Below are 19,231 nucleotides of genomic sequence, written 5' to 3'. Positions count from 1 at the left end.
TGAGCGGAAAAAGCATGCGTCTGGAAAACAAGGTTGCCGTCATCACGGGTGCTGCGTCAGGTTTCGGCGAAGGCATGGCCAGGCGCTTTGCCGAAGAGGGCGCCAAGGTCGTCGTCGCCGACCTCAACGCCAAGGGCGCGGAGCGCGTTGCAGCAGAGATCGGCCAGGCCGCGATCTGGACCCAGACCGACGTTTCGCAGCGTTCCGAATTCGACGAGATGGTCTATGCCGCAAAAAGCGCCTTCGGCCGCATCGATATCATGGTCAACAATGCCGGCTACACCCATCGCAATGGCGACATGCTCGACGTCGACGAGGCGACCTTCGACCTGATCACTTCAGTCAACATGAAGGCGATCTACCACGCCGCACTTGCCGTGGTGCCGATCATGGAGCGGCAGGGCGGCGGCGTCATCCTGACCACGGCTTCGACCGCCGGTCTGCGGCCGCGTCCGGGGCTCACCTGGTACAATGCCTCGAAGGGCTGGGCGATCACCGCGACCAAGTCGATGGCGGTCGAACTCGCGCCCAAGAACATCCGCGTGAACTGCCTTTGCCCGGTCGCCGGCGAGACCGGCATGCTGGAGAAATTCATGGGCACCGACACGCCGGAGATCCGCGAGAAATTCCGTGCCTCGATACCGCTCGGCCGTCTGTCGACGCCGCTCGATATCGCCAACGCTGCGCTTTGGCTTGCGTCGGACGAAGCCGCCTTCATCACCGGTGTGGCGCTGGAGGTCGACGGCGGCCGCTGCATTTGAGCAATTCGGGAAGTACCTCGCTGTTCGCAATGCATGGCAGACAGAGCAACGTCGGCAAAAGTTCGCATCGGTGCGCCGGCCGGCCGAGGAACGAACATTGACGTCGTCACGCCGGACCCCAGTTTGACTTCTCGATCACCCGAAAGGCATAACGGGATCGTGGATAGTGTTGGCGGGTGATGAAGATCAGGCAGCAGAAAAGTCGCTATGATCTGGGATGGCGGCTGCGGCTTTACCTGGCCACGCGTGCGCGGGCGCGAAGCAAGGCAATTTTCATCGGCATTACCGGAAGCTCCGGCAAGACCACGGCGGGAAGCCTGCTTGGACACATCCTGGCCGGTCATGGTTCGGTCCATACACAGGTTCTAGCCAACACGATGAAACTGTTGGTCTCGACGCTATCCAGGCGAATGGGAAAGGGCGGCAAAACCGACTACGTCGTCTTCGAGGCTGCTGCATTCGGCCCGGACACAATGAAGCCCATGGCCGAATTGCTTCGCCCTAATGTGGCTGTTGTCACAATGGTCCGGCTGGAGCATCGCGCCAATTTCAAGACCCTGGAAAACGTGGCGCGTGAAAAGAGTGCACTGGTCGCGGCGCTGGAGCCGGGCGGCTTCGCGATGCTCAATGCCGATGACCCGCATGTGATGGGCATGGCCTCGGCGAGCGAATGCCGTTCCGTCACATTCGGTACATCGGAACGGGCGGATTATCGCGTCAGCGATATCGAGGCCGCCTATCCCAGGCCATTGCGATTTTCGCTCCACTGGCGCGGCGGTGTGCTTGACATCGAGACGCCGTTCCCCGGCGAGCATTTCTGGCTGCCGACTTCAGCGGCGGTGGCAACCGCTCTTGAGCTGGGCGTGCCTGCGCAGATGGTAAAGGACAGGATCGCGACGTTCCAGCCGGTGGAAAATCGCGGTCAGGTGCTCGTCCCCGCACGCGGCCCCCACTTCATCGTTGATGCTGCAAAGGCGCCCTGGCATTCGCTGAGCCTTGCCTTCGACATGGTAGCCGGATCGACGTTCGGGCGAAAACGCATCGTTCTTGGCCAGCTATCGGATTTTTCCGGCTCGAATATCAGATATGCCCAAGCTTACCGCAGCGCGCGCGAGATTGCAGATCAGGTGATTTATGCCGGCGATCACGCTCATCGCTCCAAAGCGAACCAGGCCGATCGCGATAGCGGCCGTTTCATCGAACTGCGCACGGCAAAGGAAGTGTCGGACTACATCGCCCAAACCGCGCAGCCGGACGAGTTGATCCTGCTCAAGAGCTCGTCCAATCTGCACCTTGAGCGTGTCGCACTTGCCTGGACCCACGACGTCAAGTGCTGGGTTTCGGTATGCGGCAAAACCGAGGGATGCGAGCAGTGCGGCCTCTATGAAGTGCCGTTTGAGCAGCACCGCGAGTTTGTGGCGCAGAGAAAATTGAAGCGCCGCAAGCACAGACTGCTGCGGCTTCTCGGTCGCTAAAGGTTTTGGCCCGAGCACACCAGCGCCTGTTTGACTCCGGAACTTGGCACGACGCATATAGGCTGGCTAAGAATCGGCGGGGTTGTGAAACTGGAATTCCCGAAAAATCGCAAGGATTTGGGGTGGGCGCTGCGACGGCTGCAGGCGCGCTGGGTTCGAGCGCGTAACGACGCGACGTTCATCGGCATTACCGGCAGCTCCGGCAAATCCACATCCACAAGCCTGGTTGCACACATACTGGGCGCCCAAGGCAAGGTGCATCTGCAGGCCCAGGCCAACACAATGCCCGCGCTCGTTCGAACGCTCTACAAGCGGCTGAGAAGGGCTGGCAAAGTCAACTACGTCGTTTTCGAAGCCGGCGCTTCCGACTTCGGCACGATCAGCGCCATGGCGCAGATGCTGAAGCCGAGCGTGGCGGTGGTTACGATGGTCCGGCTGGAGCATGTCGGCAAGTTCAGGACTCTGGAAGCTGTGGCGGGAGAGAAGCGCGCGCTGGTCCAGGCAGTCCAATCCGATGGACTTGCGGTTCTCAATTGCGATGACCCATTGGTGCTCGGTATGGCATCTGGCGCGAAGTGCCGGGTTGCGACCTTTGGCCAATCCGAAAAGGCAGACTACCGCGTGAGTGATGTGTATGCCGCGTATCCGGAATTGCTGCGGTTCACCCTTCATTCGCGCGGTGGCAGCCTGAATATTCAAGCGCCTTTTCCCGGCGAGCAATTCTGGCTGCCGACTGCAGCGGCTGTGGCCACCGCCTTGGAACTTGGCGTCCCGCCAGAGAAAGTCATAGCGAGAACGGCATCGTTTGAACCGCTCCCCAACCGCTCTACGGTGCAAGAGGTACCAGCAGGTCCGAAATTCCTAGTCGATACGGCCAAAGCGCCATGGCATTCGCTCAACATTGCCCTGGAGATGATTGCAAAGGCCAAGGCCGCCCGTAAGCGCATTGTGCTGGGGCAGATATCCGACTACGCCGGCTCGTCGAGGAAATACGGCACCGCCTACAATATCGCGCGCGAAATCGCCGATGAGGTCATTTATACCGGCGACAATGCGCATCGCTCGCGCGCCAGCCAGGCCGACCGCGACAGCGGCCATTTCATTGAGCTTCGCACTGCCAAGGAAGTTTCGGATCATATCAAACGGACGGCAGTCCCAGGAGAACTGATTCTGCTGAAAAGTTCGTCCAACCTTCATCTGGAAAGGATCGCGCTCGCCTGGACACACGACGTCAAATGCTGGGTCCCGATATGCCGCAAGTCGGAAAGCTGCCAAATGTGCGGCCTCTATGAGGTGCCGTTCGAGGAACACCGGGATTTCCTGGCGAAGCGCAAACTTGCTCGCAGGAGACACCGTTTCAGGTGGTTGCTCGGCGGCTGACCAGATCTGGCGGCTTGCGTCTCAAGCCCCGGTCTTGATGTAGCTCTTGTAGATCCAGCCGCGCTTGCCGTTGTAGACGATCTGGCACCATTTCTTGCAACTTACCACCTGCACCGACGACTTGGCGGGCACGGTCCCCATGGCGGCGGCGTTTTTCTGCGGACCGCTGCGCATTGTCACCGTCCTGAGGATGCGTCCGGTGCCGGCGGCAGCAGCCACCTTCTGTGGCTTGGCCTTGGCCTGGGTATCGTTCGTTGCGGCGGAAGATTGCTCGTCTGGAAGTTGCGGTTTTGGCGTCGGTATGGCGGCGGTTTCCGCGTCGTCGTCATTGGCGGGAGCAGCGACCTTTGACAACTGCGTCGTGGCGTCGCCCTGGGCCGCCGGTTCTTCGAATGCCGCGGCATCGGACGGTTTGGCGGCAGCCTGCTCGGTAGGCACCTGATCGGATGGCGTCGCGGCAGGGTCGCTGTTGGATTGCGCCGCAGTCCAGCGCGGATCGTTGGCCGACAGCGGCGGCATCGCAGCCCCACCCACAGCGACCGTCGATGAAACCGCGTCGCCCTTGCGCGCGGCTTGTGGCGCCGCTACCGCGGTAGCCGTCGCCGCGACCGGGGCAATCTTGGTCGTCTTGACCGGAAAAGTCGGAACGTTCTGCTGTGTGCTGGCGATCGCTTGCCGGTCGTTGGCCGGCAATGCCAGCCAAAGCGCTATGCCCGCCACACCAAGCAGCGCTGCGGTGCCGACCGCGGCGATCACCAGATGCGAATTCGTGCGCACCCCCTGCCAGAAGGAGGGCCGCATGTCATAACCGAATTGCATGGCGAAGCGCCGACGTTCCGGCGCGCCGAAACTGAAGGGCTCGTTCACTCTTGCCACCTCCAAAAGATGAGCCGGTGTTCTTTCGATCGGCGCCGGCAGCCCGGCATTCGATCGGCATCGGTCCCAACAACAAAGCGGGCAGGCCCGCAGAAATCCCCGTTCAATCGCCCAGAACCGGCATCCTTTGCCCTTGATTGTGGCATCAGTGCGCCCTCAGGGGAATTGTGCGCTCTTGTTAAGGATTCTGCAACGTCTCGCTGCGGCAACCAACAGCTCAATAGAATCAGCTCAGTACCAGCCACGGCTGATATGAGATACTTTCCCTATATTCGGTCCCTCAGGGCAAACCAGTTCAGTGCCAAGAACAATAATGGCGTTCTAAATCGCCGGCCGCCGGGGAAAGCCGGGATGTTCAGGTCCTCGATCAGCTTCAGTCTGTCGCGGTTGCCGGCGACGGTCTGGGCATAGAGCTTGCCGAAGAAGTTCGACAGCATCACGCCGTGGCCGGAATAGCCTCCGGCCGAGATCACATTGGGCATCACCTCGCGCACGAACGGTTTCCTGGGCATGGTGATGCCGACATAGCCGCCCCAGCCATGGGTGATCTCGACATCGCTCAGTTCCGGATAAAGCTCGGCTATCTGCCGGCGGATATGGACATGGATGTCCTTCGGATCGTTGACGCCATAGACCTCGCGCCCGCCGAACAGCAGCCTTCCATCCCTGGATTTGCGGAAATAACGCACGACGAAACGCGAATCGTCGACCGCCTCGCCGCCCGGCAGCACTTTCGAATGAACGCCCAGCGGCACCGTCGCGCCGATGAAGGAACCGATGGGCATGATGTGCGCGGCACTCACCGGCTCGAGCGTGCCGCCATAGGCATTTACACCGATCAGGCATTTCTGGGCGGTGATGGTTCCTCTCGAAGTCGTCACCCTGACCTTGCCGCCGCTGGAGGTAACACCGGTCGATAGTGTCTGCTCGAACAGGTGCGCGCCGGCCGCTGCCGCGACCTTTGCCGTGCCGATCACCAGCTTCATCGGGTGGATGTGTCCGGTGCCGGTGTCGCGGGTGCCGCCGAAGTAGCGTGTGGAGCCCAGCCGTTCGGCCGTTTCCCTGGCATCCATGAAGGCGATGTGCGGATAATTGAAGCGGCCGGCCATGATCTCGGCATGCGCCTTGTAGTCGTCGAGATAACGCGGCTTGTGCGCCACGGACAACTGGCCGGGCATATAGTCGATGTCGATCTGGTTAACGGCGGCGAATTCGAGCAGGTGCGCTTTCGCCTCCTCGGCAAGGTCGAACAGCGCCTTGGCGCGGGAGAAGCCGTATTCGGCCTCCATCTCTTCGGCCCAGGCGCGCTGGCCCGTGCCGAGCTGGCCGCCATTGCGCCCTGAAGCGCCGTCGCCGAAGCGATGCGCCTCGATCAGAACGACGTCGGCTCCCGCCTTCGCCAAATGAGCGGCCGCCGACAGCCCGGTGAAGCCACCGCCGACGACGACGACGTCGCAGCTGCGGTCGCCGTCCAGGGCAGGGTACTCAGGGCGTGGTCCGGCTGTGTCTTCGTACCAGGAGCGACCGGGGGAGATAGGTGATTGGTAAGGCATGGGGACACCAGCCAATGGTGAATGGTGAATGGCTGCGAGACGCACGACGTCTGCGCTCATCCATCCAATATGAAACTACTCACCATTCACTATTCACCATTCACACGACGAAGTCGCCGCTCACACGTTGAGCAACAGATACTCCCGCTCCCACGGGCTGATCACTTCCATGAAGGTCTCGAACTCCGCCCGCTTGATCGCTGCATAGGTTGCGGCAAAGGACTTGCCCAAAAGGGCGCACAGCTCCTCGTCGCCCTCGAACAGGTCGACGGCTTCGAGCAGGCCGCGCGGCAGGTCGATCTCATCGGCGTTTGCGGTGGTCAGCACCGGAGGCTCGGCCTTGATCTTGTTGGTGATGCCGATCAGCCCGCAGGCAAGTGAGGCCGCCAGCGCCAGATAGGGGTTGGCGTCGGAAGACGGGATGCGGTTTTCGACACGCCGCGCCGCCGGATCCGAGCGCGGCACGCGGAACGCCGTGGTGCGGTTGTCATAGCCCCATTTGTTGTTGACCGGCGCCGAGGCCGACTGCGTCAGCCGGCGGTAGGAATTGACGTAGGGAGCAAACATCACCAGTGCGTTCGGCACATGCTTCTGCATGCCGCCGATGAAATGGAAGAAGTCGTCGGTTTCCGAGCCGTCCTTCGCCGAAAAGATATTCAGCCCGGTCTTCTTGTCGATGATCGACTGGTGGATGTGCATGGCAGAACCTGGCTGGCCCTGGATCGGCTTGGCCATGAAGGTGGCATAGATCTCATGCTTCAGCGCTGCCTCGCGAATGGTGCGTTTGAACATGAACACCTGATCGGCGAGCTCGACCGGATCGCCGTGACGCAGATTGATCTCGAGCTGGCCGGCGCCTTCCTCGTGGATCAGCGTGTCGATCTCCAGGCCCTGGCTTTCGGAGAAATGGTAGATGTCGTCGATCAGTTCGTCGAACTCGTTGACGCCGGCGATCGAATAGCCGGCTCCGCCGCCGATTGGCCGCCCGGAACGCCCGACTGGTGGCGTCAATGGGTAATCCGGGTCGGGGTTCTTGCGCACCAGGTAGAATTCGATCTCGGGCGCCACCACCGGCTTCAGCCCGAGCTTGTCATAGGCTGCTACCACGCGCTTCAGGACGTTGCGCGGCGTGAACTCGACCGAACGGCCATCCTGATGGACGAGGTCGCAGATGACGGCGGCCGTCGGGTCTTCTTCCCACGGCACCACGGTCAACGTCGACAGATCCGGCATCAGCTTCAGGTCGCCATCATCCTCCGGATAGTGGAAACCGTTGCCGTCCTCGGGATAGCCGCCCGAAATCGTCGTCATGAACACTGCCGATGGCAGCGCCAGCGAGGTGTTGGAAGTGAATTTCTTTGACGGCATCATCTTGCCGCGCGCGACGCCAGCCTGATCAGGCGTGATGCATTCTATGTCTTCGATGCCGCGCCATTCCAGCCAGGCGCTGACTTCCTTCCAGTTCTTCACGCCGCGTTGATTTTTCACGAAGGCAGGCGTTCGGACGCGTCCTCCGCGGGTCGACGGACGGACTTCCTTTTTCGCAGGCGGCATCATTCACCAGTTTGGGTTGCAATTATCACAGTATAGCTGTTGCCGGTGATGGAAGGGAAGGGGAGCTGCCTGTCTTCGCCTTCCTGGTTGAAAATCGCGCCACGCAGATTAGGGTCAACCTCCCGCAGATCGAGCAGCAGAAGACACCGTATGCCAGGCAAATTGACCACGATCGGCTTCGACGCCGACGATACCCTATGGCAGAACGAACAGTTCTTCCGCCTGACCGAGAAGCATTTTGCAACCCTGCTCGCCGACCATGGCGATGCCGAGCACATTTCGGCACGGCTGCTGGAGGCCGAGAAGCGCAACCTTGCCGTCTACGGCTTCGGCATCAAGGGCTTTACCTTGTCGATGATCGAGACGGCAATAGAAGTGACCGAGGGCCGTGTGCCGGGGTCGACCATTGCCGAAATCCTTGCCGCCGGCCGCGACATGCTGGGACATCCGGTCGAGGCTTTGCCGCATGCGCGTGAGACCGTGGAAAGGCTCGCCGGCGCCTACCATCTGGTGCTGATCACCAAGGGCGATCTGTTCGACCAGGAGCGCAAGCTGGCGGCGTCCGGCCTTGGCGACCTGTTCGATGCCGTCGAGATCGTCAGCGACAAGAGCGCCGCCACCTATGCCAGGATCTTTGGCCGCCACGGCAGCCCGCAGGACAGCATGATGGTCGGCAATTCGCTCAAGTCGGACGTGGTGCCGGCCATCGAGGCCGGGAGTTGGGGTGTGTATGTGCCGCACGAGCTGACCTGGGTGCTCGAACACGTCGAGCCGCCGGTCGAGGCACCGCGATTTCGTCAGCTTGTCGATCTTGGCGAACTGCCGGCTTTGATCGAGAGCATCGGCAAGGAAGGCTGACCGCCCCGCACGCGTTCGGGCGGATTGCGATCAGCCGCGCCCGAGACTGATCAGCCGGTCGACCACCGGCTGCAGCCTTTCGGTGGTGATCGGCTTGGTTACCACCACATCGACCACGCTCGACAGACCCAGGCTGTCGGGCGTGCCGGTCTTGGTTGAAAGCAGGATCACCTTGGGGAGCGACCGCCCATATGTCCGCCGCAAGGCGTCGATGGCCGCCATCAGCGCGCGGCAGTCCTCGTTGTCGGGGCCGCCATCGAGAACGACGGCGCCCGGAATGAGGGTTCGCAATGTCTTGGCCGCCATTTCGGGCGACTCGGAGATCGGCTTCAGTCCGGACTTCTCGACGATCTTCGACACCACCACCCGGTTGATCGGCGATTTTCCAACGACCAGCACGTGGGAGAAATCCGTTGATATCTCGGAGTTCGCGTCCCTGCTTGACGAATTCAGATGTTTGGCGGTGTCGGTCTCGCGGTTCACAGGGCACATGGGCGGGGCGGGCACTCGGCGCTGCTTCAATGCAGGGTAGAAATCCGAGGGCCAATTGGCGTGAGATCGCCCGCCATGTCAAGCTGAAATGACGGACCTGCGAAATATAGCCGGAAATATTAAACCCCGGAGAAAAGGTCTGTTTTCGAACTGTAGTTAAGATTACGCTCAAAAGCGAAAGTCACCCGCGCTGAAAACCCGCGGGTGACGTTGAAATCGGCCAGTGAGCGGCGGGGCCCATAAGTTCCACAAGCACAAAGCTTCCGTAAGGGAAAGATCAGCCGTGACTCTTCTGCGTGACGATCACCGGGATCAGCAGGTCGCCCCAATTGCCGTCGCCGCCATGATGCCGGGCCGAGCGCACCAGTTCCACCGAGACGCCGGCCTCGACTGCCTTCATCACCGATTGATTGAGCCTGTGCAGGTCGTTGGCCAGCATGCGGATGGTCGCCTGTTGGTCGACACTCATCGTGGTGGACTGCTCGTCTGCACGTTCCTTGACGCGGCTTATCGATGCCATTTTCTTCTCCCTTGCCCTTCGGGGGTTTCCTCTGTTGGTTATGTCGATCGGTTCATTCCGCTGCCGGCTTGAACTGGGCGTGCTCGGTGGATTCATGCATGGCGGTGGTCGAGGACTGGCCGCCGCTGATCGCCATCGACACGGCGTCGAAATAGCCGGTGCCGACCTCGCGCTGGTGCTTGGTCGCGGTGTAGCCGTGGACTTCCGCCGCGAACTCGGCTTCCTGCAGTTCGGAGTAAGCCGCCATTTGCCGCGCCTTGTAGCCGCGGGCCAGTTCGAACATGCCGAAGTTGAGCTGGTGGAACCCGGCCAATGTGATGAACTGGAACTTGTAGCCCATGGCACCGAGCTCGCGCTGGAACTTGGCGATCGTCGGGTCGTCGAGGTTCTTCTTCCAGTTGAACGACGGCGAGCAATTATAGGCGAGCAGCTTGCCCGGATGATGCCTGCGCACGCCCTCGGCGAACTTCTTGGCCTGCGCCAGATCGGGCTTGGAGGTCTCGCACCAGACCAGGTCGGCATGCGGCGCATAGGCAATGGCGCGCGCTATGCACGGTTCGATGCCGTTCCTGACCTGGTAGAAGCCTTCAACCGTGCGGCCGGCATCGTAGTCGACGAAAGGCTGGTCGCGCTCGTCAATGTCGGAGGTCAGAAGCTTTGCCGCTTCCGCATCGGTGCGTGCCACGACTAGCGTCGGCGTGCCCATCACGTCGGCCGCCAGACGCGCCGCGTTGAGGTTGCGGATATGCGCGGCGGTCGGGATCAGCACTTTGCCGCCGAGATGGCCGCACTTCTTCTCAGAGGCCAGCTGGTCCTCATAGTGGACGCCGGCAGCGCCGGCCTCGATGAACGCCTTCATGATCTCGAAGGCGTTGAGCGGTCCGCCGAAGCCGGCCTCGGCATCGGCGACGATCGGCGCGAACCAGGTGTCGACCGACAGGCCGTTGCCTTCCGAGGTCTCGATCTGATCGGCGCGCTGCAGCGTGCGGTTGATGCGCTTGACCAGTTCGGGCGCCGCATTGGCGGGATAGAGCGACTGGTCCGGATACATGGCCGACGCGGTGTTGGCGTCGGCGGCTACCTGCCAGCCCGAGAGATAGATTGCCTTCAGCCCGGCACGCACCTGCTGCATCGCCTGGTTGCCCGACATGGCGCCGAGTGCATTGACGAAGTCTTCCTCGTGGATGAGCTTCCACAGCCGGTTGGCGCCCATTTCGGCAAGACTCTGGCGTATCTGGACCGACCCGCGCAGCCGCTTCACATCGTCCGGCGAATAGGGTCGTTCGATGCCGTCGAAGCGGCCTTCGGGCGCGGATGGGACAAGATTGTAAAAATCAGTCATTGGTCACTCCAGATCAATCGATGCCAGTGTCTTGAAACGCCGCGCCCTGGGATGGTGTGCGTCGTCTGTGTGTGACATCATTTACATTGCGCCGCGACGAGAGCGAGGAAAACCGCTATTTCTGGTAGAAAATAAGAGAAAACCTGTGTTGTGTTTGACTGCTTATCGCTGTAAATCTGTCATGATTGTAAAAGGATGGTGCGCCGTTCATCGCTCGCAAGTCGTGTAAATTTCCTGTCAAGGAAAGCCGATGGCCGACCAGAAGATCTTTGCCGGGCCGCGCATCCGCCGCATCCGCATCGCCAAAGGCCTGACCCAGACAGCGATGGCAGAGGGGCTCGGCATCTCGCCGTCCTATCTCAACCTGATCGAGCGCAACCAGCGGCCGCTGACGGTGCAACTGATCCTGAAGCTGGCCTCTGTCTACAAGGTCGACCCGCATGAATTGCAGGGTGAGGCGAGAGGGTCGATCTCGGCCTTGAAGGAAGTGTTCGGCGACCCGCTGCTTGCCGGTGAGCTGCCGGGCGACCAGGAACTGATCGAACTGGCCGAGGCAGCCCCCAACGCATCGGCTGCGATGATAAAACTCTTTCGCGCTTACCGCGAGCAGGCCGAGCGGCTGTCCGATCTCAACGAGCTTCTGGCGCGCGAGGGCCGCGCCACGGCGCTGTCCGGTGCGCGGCTGCCGATCGACGAAGTGCACGAGATTTTCGAGCGCCGGCCGAACCATTTTGCAGCACTGGAGGAAGAGGCCGAGGCCTTCACCTCGATGCTCGACCCCGGCGACGATCTGTTCGGCGCGCTGAAGGCGTGGCTGAAGCGCGAGTATGGCATCGTCGTCAAGGTTCTGCCGGTCGCCACCATGCCGAACTGGCGCCGCCGTTATGACCGTCATTCGCAGCGTCTTTTTCTATCGGAGCGGCTGTCGCCGTTCGACCAGTTGCGCGAAGTCGCCATGGAGGCCTGCCTGATCCGCATGACGGTCGCGATCGCCAGCGAAATTCAGGCGCTGAAGCTCGGTACGGACGAAGCCCGCCGGCTCGCCCGCTTCGAGTTCGGCCGCTACGCCGCCCATGCCTTGATGATGCCCTATCAGGCCTTTCATGCCGCCGCCGTGCGGGCTCGTTACGACATCGATGTGCTGCGCTCGCGTTTCGGCGTCTCCTTCGAACAGGCGGCGAACCGCCTGACCATGCTGCAGCGTCCTGGCTTGTCCGGGGTCCCGTTCTTCATGCTCGAGGTCGACAATGCCGGCAACCGCTTCCGCAAGGCCGGCGGCCAGGGCTTTCCGCAAAGCCGCTTTGGCGGCGGCTGCCCGAAACTGCCGGTCCATGCCGCTTTCGCTTCGCCTGGCCAAATCCTGGTCGAGGCGGTTGAAATGCCCGACGGCGCCGAGTTCCTCTGCATCGCACGCACGCTCGAGGGGCCGCAGGGTTCGTTCTCCGAGCGTCCGCGCCGCACCGCGCTGCTGTTGGGCTGCGATATCGGCTTTCGCGACGAGATCGTCTATGGCGCCGGGCTGCCGGCAAAGGCCGGACAGGGCGCCGCCACGCCGGTCGGTCCCGCTTGCCGGCTGTGCGAACGCATCGGCTGCCTCGCCCGCGCCGAGCCGCCGGTGACCCGTCCGCTGGGTCTCGACGAGATGGTGACGGGCCTGAGCGCCTTCGATTTCCAGTGATGCTTCTCGGGCTGGAGGTCGCGGAAGACTGCAGCTGTTTGCGCTAAGCAATACAGCGCTGCCCGAACCATCGCCGAACCAAATATTGATTAAGCATCGGCGCTGCGCTATCGAAAGTGAGCTGCAGGGCAGCCAAGGGGGGACGGCTTATGAACAGGAAAGCTTTGTGGCTTGGCGTGGCGCTTGCCCTTTTGGCGGGGCCTGTTCTGGCAGAAAAATCCTCGGAATTCTTCAAGGACTATCAACAGTATAGTGACGACGGCAAGGCATTCCTGGACAAAATCGATCCAAAGACCGGCGCGGTCGACCTTCCCGAAGGCATCCATCTCGATCTCAAGGACAAGTTCTATTTTCTGGGTAAGAAGGACGCGACGTCCGTCCTGACCTAGGCCTGGGGCAATCCGCCTGATACCGCGTCCGAAGCAATCGGCATGATCTTCCCGGCCAAGTACGAGCCCATCGCCGGCAACGGTTGGGGCATCGAATTGCGCTATGAAAAGATCGGCCATGTCGATGACGCCGACGCCGCATCCATCGACTACACCGAACTGCTGAGCAGCATGCAGGCGGACACATTGTCGGCCAACGATCAGCGGGTAAAGGACGGCTTTCCCCCGATCAAGCTAATCGGCTGGGCCTCGCCGCCGGTCTATGATTTCGTCCACAAGCGGCTGCACTGGGCCAAGGAACTGCAGTTCGGAGACGATACCGTCCACACGCTCAATTACGACGTCCGTTTCCTCGGCCGGGAAGGCGTCTTCGTGATGAGCTACATCGCTACGGTCGAACAATTGCCGGAGATCAAGCAGAGCCTGGACGAAGTGCTGGGCGTGGCGGACTTCAACACCGGCAAGAAATACACCGATTTTCTGCCAGGCACCGACACGGTCGCCGCGGTTGGCATTGGCGGCCTCATCGCCGGAAAACTCGCGGCAAAGGCCGGCCTGATTGCGGTCGCGCTCATCGCCCTGAAAAAGTTCGGCATTCTGCTGCTGGTACCGTTGGCCGGTCTTTGGCGCTTTATCCGCGGCAACAAGGGCACGTCCTAGAAACGGCGGTGTTTGCCCGTATGGCTGCCGGTTGGCGGTGCGCCAAAGGGAATGCCGGGCTGGATCACGTCCGGCGGTAGCCTATGCGCTAGGCGAATACGGCACGTTTCTGTCGTCCATTGTGCATTATGCCACCCCGAGATAGCCGACAGTCGCACCCCATGACCGATACCGCATCTTCTCCAATCGCCGCACCGCCGATCGTCTCGCCGCGCGAAGAGCGGGTCGGCTTGCTGCTGGTGTTCCTGTCGGCGCTGATGTGGAGCTTTGGCGGCACCATCGCCCGCTTCATCGACACCGCTGACAGTTGGACGGTGGTGTTCTGGCGCTCGCTGTGGGCGGCTGTGTTCCTGATTTGCTTCATGGCCTGGCGCGACGGCTGGCGCGGCATGTTGCGGCTGTTTCGCGACATGGGCCTGCCCGGCCTTGCCGTGGCCGTCTGTTTCGCCACGGCGTCGACGTGCTTCGTTGTCGCGCTCGCCTACACCACCGTTGCCAATATCCTGTTGATGCAGGCCGGTGTGCCGCTGCTGGCGGCATTGCTTGCCTGGGTGCTGTTTCGCGAACGCGTCGCCGTCGCGACCTGGGTGGCGATCGCCGCCGTCATCGCCGGCGTCGCCATCATGGTGTCGGAATCGCTCGACGGCGCCGTATCGCCCATCGGCGACGGGCTGTCGCTGCTGATCGCCGTCATGTTCTCGATTGCCACCGTCATCACCCGGCGCTTCGCCCATGTGCGCATGACGCCGGCGACATGCCTCGGCACGATGCTGGCAGCGGCTTTCGCCGCATCGCAAGCCACGCAGTTTGCCACGTCGGCCCACGACATGGCTTTCCTGTTTGCCTTCGGCGTCATCAATCTCGGCCTGGGCCTTGCCTTCTTCGCCACCGGCGCGAGGCTGGTTCCGGCGGCGATCGCAGCACTCCTCGGCACGTTCGAGCCGATCCTCGGACCGATCTGGGTCTGGCTCGTTCATGGCGAGGTGCCCTCGGTGCGCACCATCATCGGCGGCGCGGTGGTGGTCGCCGCGCTGCTCGTCCATATCGCGCTTGAATTCAAGCGCCAGGCGAGGCCTGCACGGCCGGGGACCACCGGCCTGCCATCCCCTAATTGACCCGCCTTTCCCTTGGTTGAGCCCGTCTTCCCTAATTACGCCCGTCTTTCCCCAATTAGCGAAGCCGCACGCCATATTGACCGGGCTTGCCCCGCGCGGGCCATTGACAACCTTGCTGCGGCACGGGCAGGCTGGGGCACGGCAACAACAAGACAGGCTTACCTTGCCAAGTGTCCCCGCCGGTCGGACCAAGACCGGACCACAGCGTCGTATCCCTGCCCGCGCCACGGCGAAAGCCTCTGACGGCGTCAGCGCGCCCGCCATGCGGGCACACAGAGCCATCATCTGCCGCTCGTCGGACCGCCCGGATGGCGCCGGCAGTTCACGCTTGTGGCTGCCCGGAAAGCTCAATACTCTGAAGCAAATGCCCAATCGCGCTGGATCAGCGACGACTTGGCGAAGGAACACTCATCAAAGGAGAACAGCATGATCCGCAAAGCGCTCTGGCTTTCGGCAACCTCGGCATTTCTGACGCTTTTCGCCGTTGGCGGCCATGCCGAGGATCGCGTCGTCAACGTCTTCAACTGGTCGGATTACATCGACAGTTCCATCATTGACGACTTCACCAAGGAGACCGGCATCAAGGTCGTCTACGACACCTTCGATTCCAATGAAATCCTCGAGACCAAGCTGCTTGCCGGCGGCAGCGGCTATGACGTCGTCGTGCCCAGCGGCAACTTCCTGGCGCGCCAGATCCAGGCCGGCGTGTTCCAGAAGCTCGACAAGTCGAAGCTGCCCAACATTTCCAACATGTGGGACACGGTTTCGGAGCGGACCGCCAAATACGATCCCGGCAATGAATACTCGATCAATTACATGTGGGGCACCGTCGGCATCGGCTACAACATCAAGAAGGTGCAGGCTGCACTCGGCACCGACAAGATCGACAGCTGGGATGTGTTCTTCAATCCCGACAGCCTGGCCAAGCTGAAGGATTGCGGCGTCTATGTGCTGGACTCGCCGGCCGACATCATCCCAGCGGCGCTCAAATATCTCGGCCTCGATCCGAACAGCACCTCACCTGACGACATCGCAAAGGCCGAGGAGACGTTGCTGAAGGTGCGGCCGTATATCCGCAAATTCCATTCGTCCGAATACATCAACGCGCTCGCCAACGGGGATATTTGCCTGGCGGTCGGCTGGTCGGGTGACGTCTTCCAGGCGCGCAACCGCGCGGTCGAGGCCAAGCAAGGCGTCGAGATCGGCTATTCCGTGCCCAAGGAAGGCGCCCAGATGTGGTTCGACCAGATGGCGATTCCCGCCGATGCGCCGCATGCCGCCGAGGCACTCGAATTTCTCAACTACATGATGAAGCCGGAAGTGATCGCCAAGTCGTCCAACTATGTGCTGTACGCCAACGGCAACAAGGCTTCGCAGCAGTTCGTCGACAAGGCGCTGCTGGATGATCCGGCGGTCTATCCGGACGCCGAGACCTTGAAAAAGCTCTATACGGTCCAGCCCTACGATCCCAAGACCCAGCGCCTGATCACGCGCAGCTGGACCAAGATCGTCACCGGCCAGTAAGCAATGCGACATGGTCCCGGCAGTCATCTGCCGGGACCATTCTTCTCTGGGGCAAGAAGCAAAAAAAACAGGACGGAGTGGGACATGAAATCGCTTGGCAGCATCCGCAGGGATTTCGCGCCATGGAACGACCCGAACGCCAAGCCATATATTCAATTCGAGAATGTCAGCAAGAAGTTCGGTGACTTCACCGCCGTCAACAATCTGTCGCTGACCATTTTCGAGCGCGAGTTCTTCGCCCTGCTCGGCGCGTCGGGCTGCGGAAAGTCGACGTTGCTGCGGATGCTTGCCGGCTTCGAGGAGCCCACCGCCGGCCGTATCCTTCTCGACGGCCAGGATTTGCGCGGCATCCCGCCCTATCGACGCCCGGTCAACATGATGTTCCAGTCCTATGCGCTGTTCCCGCATATGACGGTGGAAAAGAACATTGCCTTCGGCCTCAAGCAGGAAGGCATGCCGGCGCCGGATATCGAAAAGCGCGTCGCCGAGATGCTGAAGCTGGTCAAGCTCGAGCAGTTCGCCAAGCGCAAGCCGCACCAGCTCTCCGGCGGGCAGCGCCAGCGCGTCGCACTCGCCCGCTCGGTCGCCAAGCGGCCGAAAGTGCTGCTGCTCGACGAACCGCTCGGCGCGCTCGACAAGAAGCTGCGCGAGGAAACGCAGTTCGAGCTGATGGACCTGCAGCAAAATCTCGGGCTCACTTTCGTCGTCGTCACCCACGACCAGGAAGAGGCGATGACCATGGCCGACCGCATCGCCATCATCGACAAGGGCGAGGTGATGCAGGTGGCGACGCCGGCGGAAGTCTATGAAGCCCCCAGTTCGCGCTTCGTTGCCCACTTCGTCGGCAATGTGAACATGTTCGAGGGCAAGGTCGCCGAGCGTGCGGCAAACACCACGCGCATCACCGGCGCGACAGGGGCCCAGATCGTCGTCGAAAACAGCACCGATACAAAGGCCGGTTCCGACATCGTCTTCGCCATCAGGCCGGAGAAGATCAAGGTGTCGTCGACGAAACCGGCCGACGCCGTCAATGCGCTTGAGGGCGAGGTCTACGACGTTGCCTATCTCGGCGACATGACCGTTTACCACATCCGGCTGGATGACGGGCAGATCATCAGGGCAAGCGCGCTCAACGCGGCGCGAGTCACCGAGGACCCGCTGACCTGGAACGACCGCGCCTGGGTCTCCTTCCGGCCGGATGCCGGCGTCGTGCTGACACGGTAGGGGGCGGCCATGTCCAACATTGCACTCACCGACGCCGGTCCATCGGCCGCGGCCAAACCGTTCCTGATGCGGCTCGGTGCCGGCTTTGTCAGCCGGCTCGTCATCATCGTGCCTTATCTCTGGCTGCTGTTCTTCTTCTTCATCCCGTTCATCATCGTCTTCAAGATTTCGCTGTCGCAGTCGGCGATCGCCATGCCGCCCTACACGCCGGCGCTCGATTTCAGGGACGGCATGTGCGGGTTCTTTGTCCGCTTCCGCGAACTCAGCGTCGACAATTATGTCTGGCTAACGCAGGACGCGCTTTACTTCAAAGCCTACGTGACCAGTGTTATCATCGCTGCTGTCTCGACGATCCTGACCTTGCTCGTCGGCTTCCCGATCGCCTACGGCATGGCCCGCGCGCCGGCGACGATCCGTCCGACCTTGCTGATGCTGGTTATCCTGCCGTTCTGGACGTCGTTCCTGATCCGCGTCTATGCCTGGATCGGCATCCTCAAGCCCGAGGGTCTGCTCAATCAGCTGCTGTTGTCGCTGCACATCATCAATCAGCCACTGATCATCCTCAACACTTACACGGCGATCTTCATCGGCATCGTCTATTCCTACCTGCCATTCATGGTGCTGCCGCTCTATTCGTCGCTGGAAAAGATGGATTACTCGCTGATCGAGGCGGCAAAGGATCTCGGCTGCCCGCCGACATCAGCCTTCTGGAAGATCACGTTCCCGCTGTCGCTGCCCGGGGTCATCGCCGGCTGCCTGCTGGTGTTCATTCCAGCGGTTGGCGAGTTCGTCATTCCCGATCTGCTCGGCGGCTCGCAGACGCTGATGATCGGCAAGACCTTGTGGAATGAATTCTTCGCCAACCGTGACTGGCCGGTGTCGTCGGCCGTCGCCGTCATCCTGCTGCTGCTCCTGATCGTGCCGATCATGCTCTTCCAGCAGGCCCAGGCACGCGCCCAGGAGCAGGACAAATGAACGCCACCTGGAGCCGCTTCAACGTCACCTCGGTCGTGCTGGGCTTTGCCTTTCTCTATCTGCCGATCGTGCTGCTCATCGTCTTCTCCTTCAACGAGTCGAAGCTGGTCACCGTCTGGGGCGGCTTCTCGACCAAATGGTATGCCTCGCTGTTCCACAATCAGGGGCTGATGGACGCCACCTGGGTGACCGCGCGTGTGGGTGTCATCTCCGCCACTGTGGCAACCGTGCTCGGCACGCTGGCAGCACTGACCTTGACCCGCTACACCCGCTTCCGCGGCCGCATCCTGTTTTCCGGCATGGTGTTTGCGCCGCTGGTCATGCCGGAAGTCATCACCGGCCTGTCGCTGTTGCTGCTGTTCGTTGCCGTCGGTCTCGACCGTGGCTTCCTGACCGTGACGCTTGCTCACATCACCTTGACCATGTGCTTCGTGGCTGTCGTCGTGCAGTCGCGCCTGGTGTCGTTCGATCGTTCGCTGGAAGAAGCTGCCTTGGACCTCGGCGCAACGCCGGTAAAGACCTTCTTTCAGATCACGCTGCCGGTCATCATGCCGGCCATCGTCTCCGGCTGGATGCTGGCCTTCACCCTGTCGCTTGACGACCTGGTCATCGCCTCCTTCACCTCCGGGCCTGGCGCCACCACGCTGCCGATGAAGATCTACAGCCAGGTGCGTCTCGGCGTGACGCCGGAAATCAACGCCGCCTGCACCATCCTGATCGCCGTCGTGGCGGTAGGCGTCATCATCGCTTCGGTCGCCAACAAGCGGCGTGAGGTGCAACGCCAGCTCGACGAACAGGCCGCGCAGCGCGGTTGATTGCGTCAAACGAGGGATAGGGCGATCCCGGTAAGGGTCC

At 61.6% G+C, this 19,231-nt stretch carries 17 protein-coding genes and 1 pseudogene; 12 read left to right on the top strand and 6 right to left on the bottom strand.

Translation table 11 applies throughout. The features are described 5' to 3' along the window. The first annotated feature begins 14 nt into the window (after positions 1-14). From NKH54_RS19485 to NKH54_RS19475, 3 genes are all read left to right on the top strand, one after another. On the top strand, positions 15-761 hold the full coding sequence (locus NKH54_RS19485; RefSeq protein ID WP_027049416.1) for an SDR family oxidoreductase: 747 nt from the start codon (positions 15-17) through the stop codon (positions 759-761). Between the two features lie 179 nt (positions 762-940). After that, entirely contained in the window at positions 941-2,236 is a 1,296-nt protein-coding gene (locus NKH54_RS19480) for a Mur ligase family protein (RefSeq protein ID WP_353028785.1), read from the top strand. Positions 2,237-2,320: 84 nt separating this feature from the next. Then, positions 2,321-3,616, top strand: a complete 1,296-nt coding sequence (locus NKH54_RS19475; protein ID WP_353028759.1) for a Mur ligase family protein — start codon at positions 2,321-2,323, stop codon at positions 3,614-3,616. 21 nt (positions 3,617-3,637) lie between these two features. Here NKH54_RS19475 and NKH54_RS19470 read toward each other — a convergent pair whose 3' ends face one another. The 3 genes from NKH54_RS19470 to NKH54_RS19460 form a co-directional block, all read right to left on the bottom strand. Then, the gene (locus tag NKH54_RS19470) at positions 3,638-4,483 is read right to left on the bottom strand and encodes an SH3 domain-containing protein (protein ID WP_353028758.1); all 846 of its coding nucleotides are present in this window, start codon (positions 4,481-4,483) and stop codon (positions 3,638-3,640) included. A 275-nt stretch (positions 4,484-4,758) separates the two neighbouring features. Then, positions 4,759-6,045 (bottom strand): NAD(P)/FAD-dependent oxidoreductase, encoded by a 1,287-nt coding sequence (locus NKH54_RS19465; protein ID WP_023669312.1) that lies wholly within the window; start codon positions 6,043-6,045, stop codon positions 4,759-4,761. Positions 6,046-6,165: 120 nt separating this feature from the next. Next, positions 6,166-7,602: a glutamine synthetase family protein gene (locus NKH54_RS19460; RefSeq protein WP_353028757.1), complete on the bottom strand. Its 1,437-nt coding sequence runs from the start codon at positions 7,600-7,602 to the stop codon at positions 6,166-6,168. A gap of 147 nt (positions 7,603-7,749) precedes the next feature. On the opposite strand from NKH54_RS19460, the gene NKH54_RS19455 reads away from it, so the two are divergent. Continuing rightward, on the top strand, positions 7,750-8,457 hold the full coding sequence (locus NKH54_RS19455; RefSeq protein WP_352656050.1) for an HAD family hydrolase: 708 nt from the start codon (positions 7,750-7,752) through the stop codon (positions 8,455-8,457). Between the two features lie 30 nt (positions 8,458-8,487). Here the strand turns inward: NKH54_RS19455 and NKH54_RS19450 are convergent, their stop codons facing one another. The 3 genes from NKH54_RS19450 to aceA all read right to left on the bottom strand — a co-directional run bounded on the left by NKH54_RS19450 (position 8,488) and on the right by aceA (position 10,811). Next, positions 8,488-8,949 (bottom strand): response regulator, encoded by a 462-nt coding sequence (locus NKH54_RS19450; RefSeq protein ID WP_352739626.1) that lies wholly within the window; start codon positions 8,947-8,949, stop codon positions 8,488-8,490. Positions 8,950-9,226: 277 nt separating this feature from the next. After that, a complete protein-coding gene (locus NKH54_RS19445; protein WP_352513154.1) occupies positions 9,227-9,469 on the bottom strand; it encodes an SMc00767 family acetate metabolism repressor in 243 nt (80 codons plus the stop codon). A 52-nt stretch (positions 9,470-9,521) separates the two neighbouring features. Continuing rightward, positions 9,522-10,811, bottom strand: a complete 1,290-nt coding sequence (aceA, locus tag NKH54_RS19440) for an isocitrate lyase (protein WP_353028756.1) — start codon at positions 10,809-10,811, stop codon at positions 9,522-9,524. Between the two features lie 250 nt (positions 10,812-11,061). Between aceA and NKH54_RS19435 the strand changes: the two genes are divergently transcribed. From NKH54_RS19435 to NKH54_RS19400, 8 genes and pseudogenes are all read left to right on the top strand, one after another. Then, positions 11,062-12,489 carry a helix-turn-helix domain-containing protein gene (locus tag NKH54_RS19435; protein ID WP_353028755.1) on the top strand — a complete coding sequence of 476 codons (1,428 nt, stop codon included), beginning with the start codon at positions 11,062-11,064 and terminating at the stop codon, positions 12,487-12,489. A 149-nt stretch (positions 12,490-12,638) separates the two neighbouring features. Further along, positions 12,639-12,878 carry a hypothetical protein gene (locus NKH54_RS19430; RefSeq protein ID WP_353028754.1) on the top strand — a complete coding sequence of 80 codons (240 nt, stop codon included), beginning with the start codon at positions 12,639-12,641 and terminating at the stop codon, positions 12,876-12,878. Between the two features lie 12 nt (positions 12,879-12,890). After that, positions 12,891-13,538, top strand: a pseudogene (locus NKH54_RS19425) (DUF2167 domain-containing protein); the annotation flags it as partial. A gap of 161 nt (positions 13,539-13,699) precedes the next feature. After that, entirely contained in the window at positions 13,700-14,653 is a 954-nt protein-coding gene (locus NKH54_RS19420) for a DMT family transporter (RefSeq protein ID WP_023751980.1), read from the top strand. Between the two features lie 426 nt (positions 14,654-15,079). Then, positions 15,080-16,177 carry a polyamine ABC transporter substrate-binding protein gene (locus tag NKH54_RS19415; RefSeq protein ID WP_023669323.1) on the top strand — a complete coding sequence of 366 codons (1,098 nt, stop codon included), beginning with the start codon at positions 15,080-15,082 and terminating at the stop codon, positions 16,175-16,177. A gap of 84 nt (positions 16,178-16,261) precedes the next feature. Beyond that, on the top strand, positions 16,262-17,401 hold the full coding sequence (locus NKH54_RS19410; protein WP_352543994.1) for an ABC transporter ATP-binding protein: 1,140 nt from the start codon (positions 16,262-16,264) through the stop codon (positions 17,399-17,401). A 9-nt stretch (positions 17,402-17,410) separates the two neighbouring features. Further along, the gene (locus NKH54_RS19405; protein WP_353028753.1) at positions 17,411-18,376 is read left to right on the top strand and encodes an ABC transporter permease subunit; all 966 of its coding nucleotides are present in this window, start codon (positions 17,411-17,413) and stop codon (positions 18,374-18,376) included. Then, positions 18,373-19,191 (top strand): ABC transporter permease, encoded by an 819-nt coding sequence (locus NKH54_RS19400; protein WP_023669326.1) that lies wholly within the window; start codon positions 18,373-18,375, stop codon positions 19,189-19,191. Before NKH54_RS19405 ends, NKH54_RS19400 begins: the two co-directional genes overlap by 4 nt. Positions 19,192-19,231: the final 40 nt, after the last annotated feature.

Origin of the sequence: Mesorhizobium sp. M1004, from assembly GCF_040318795.1 — a bacterium.
GTDB lineage: Bacteria > Pseudomonadota > Alphaproteobacteria > Rhizobiales > Rhizobiaceae > Mesorhizobium.
The sequence above is the reverse complement of the archived record's forward strand: the minus strand, read 5'-3'. Positions and strand labels throughout refer to the sequence as shown.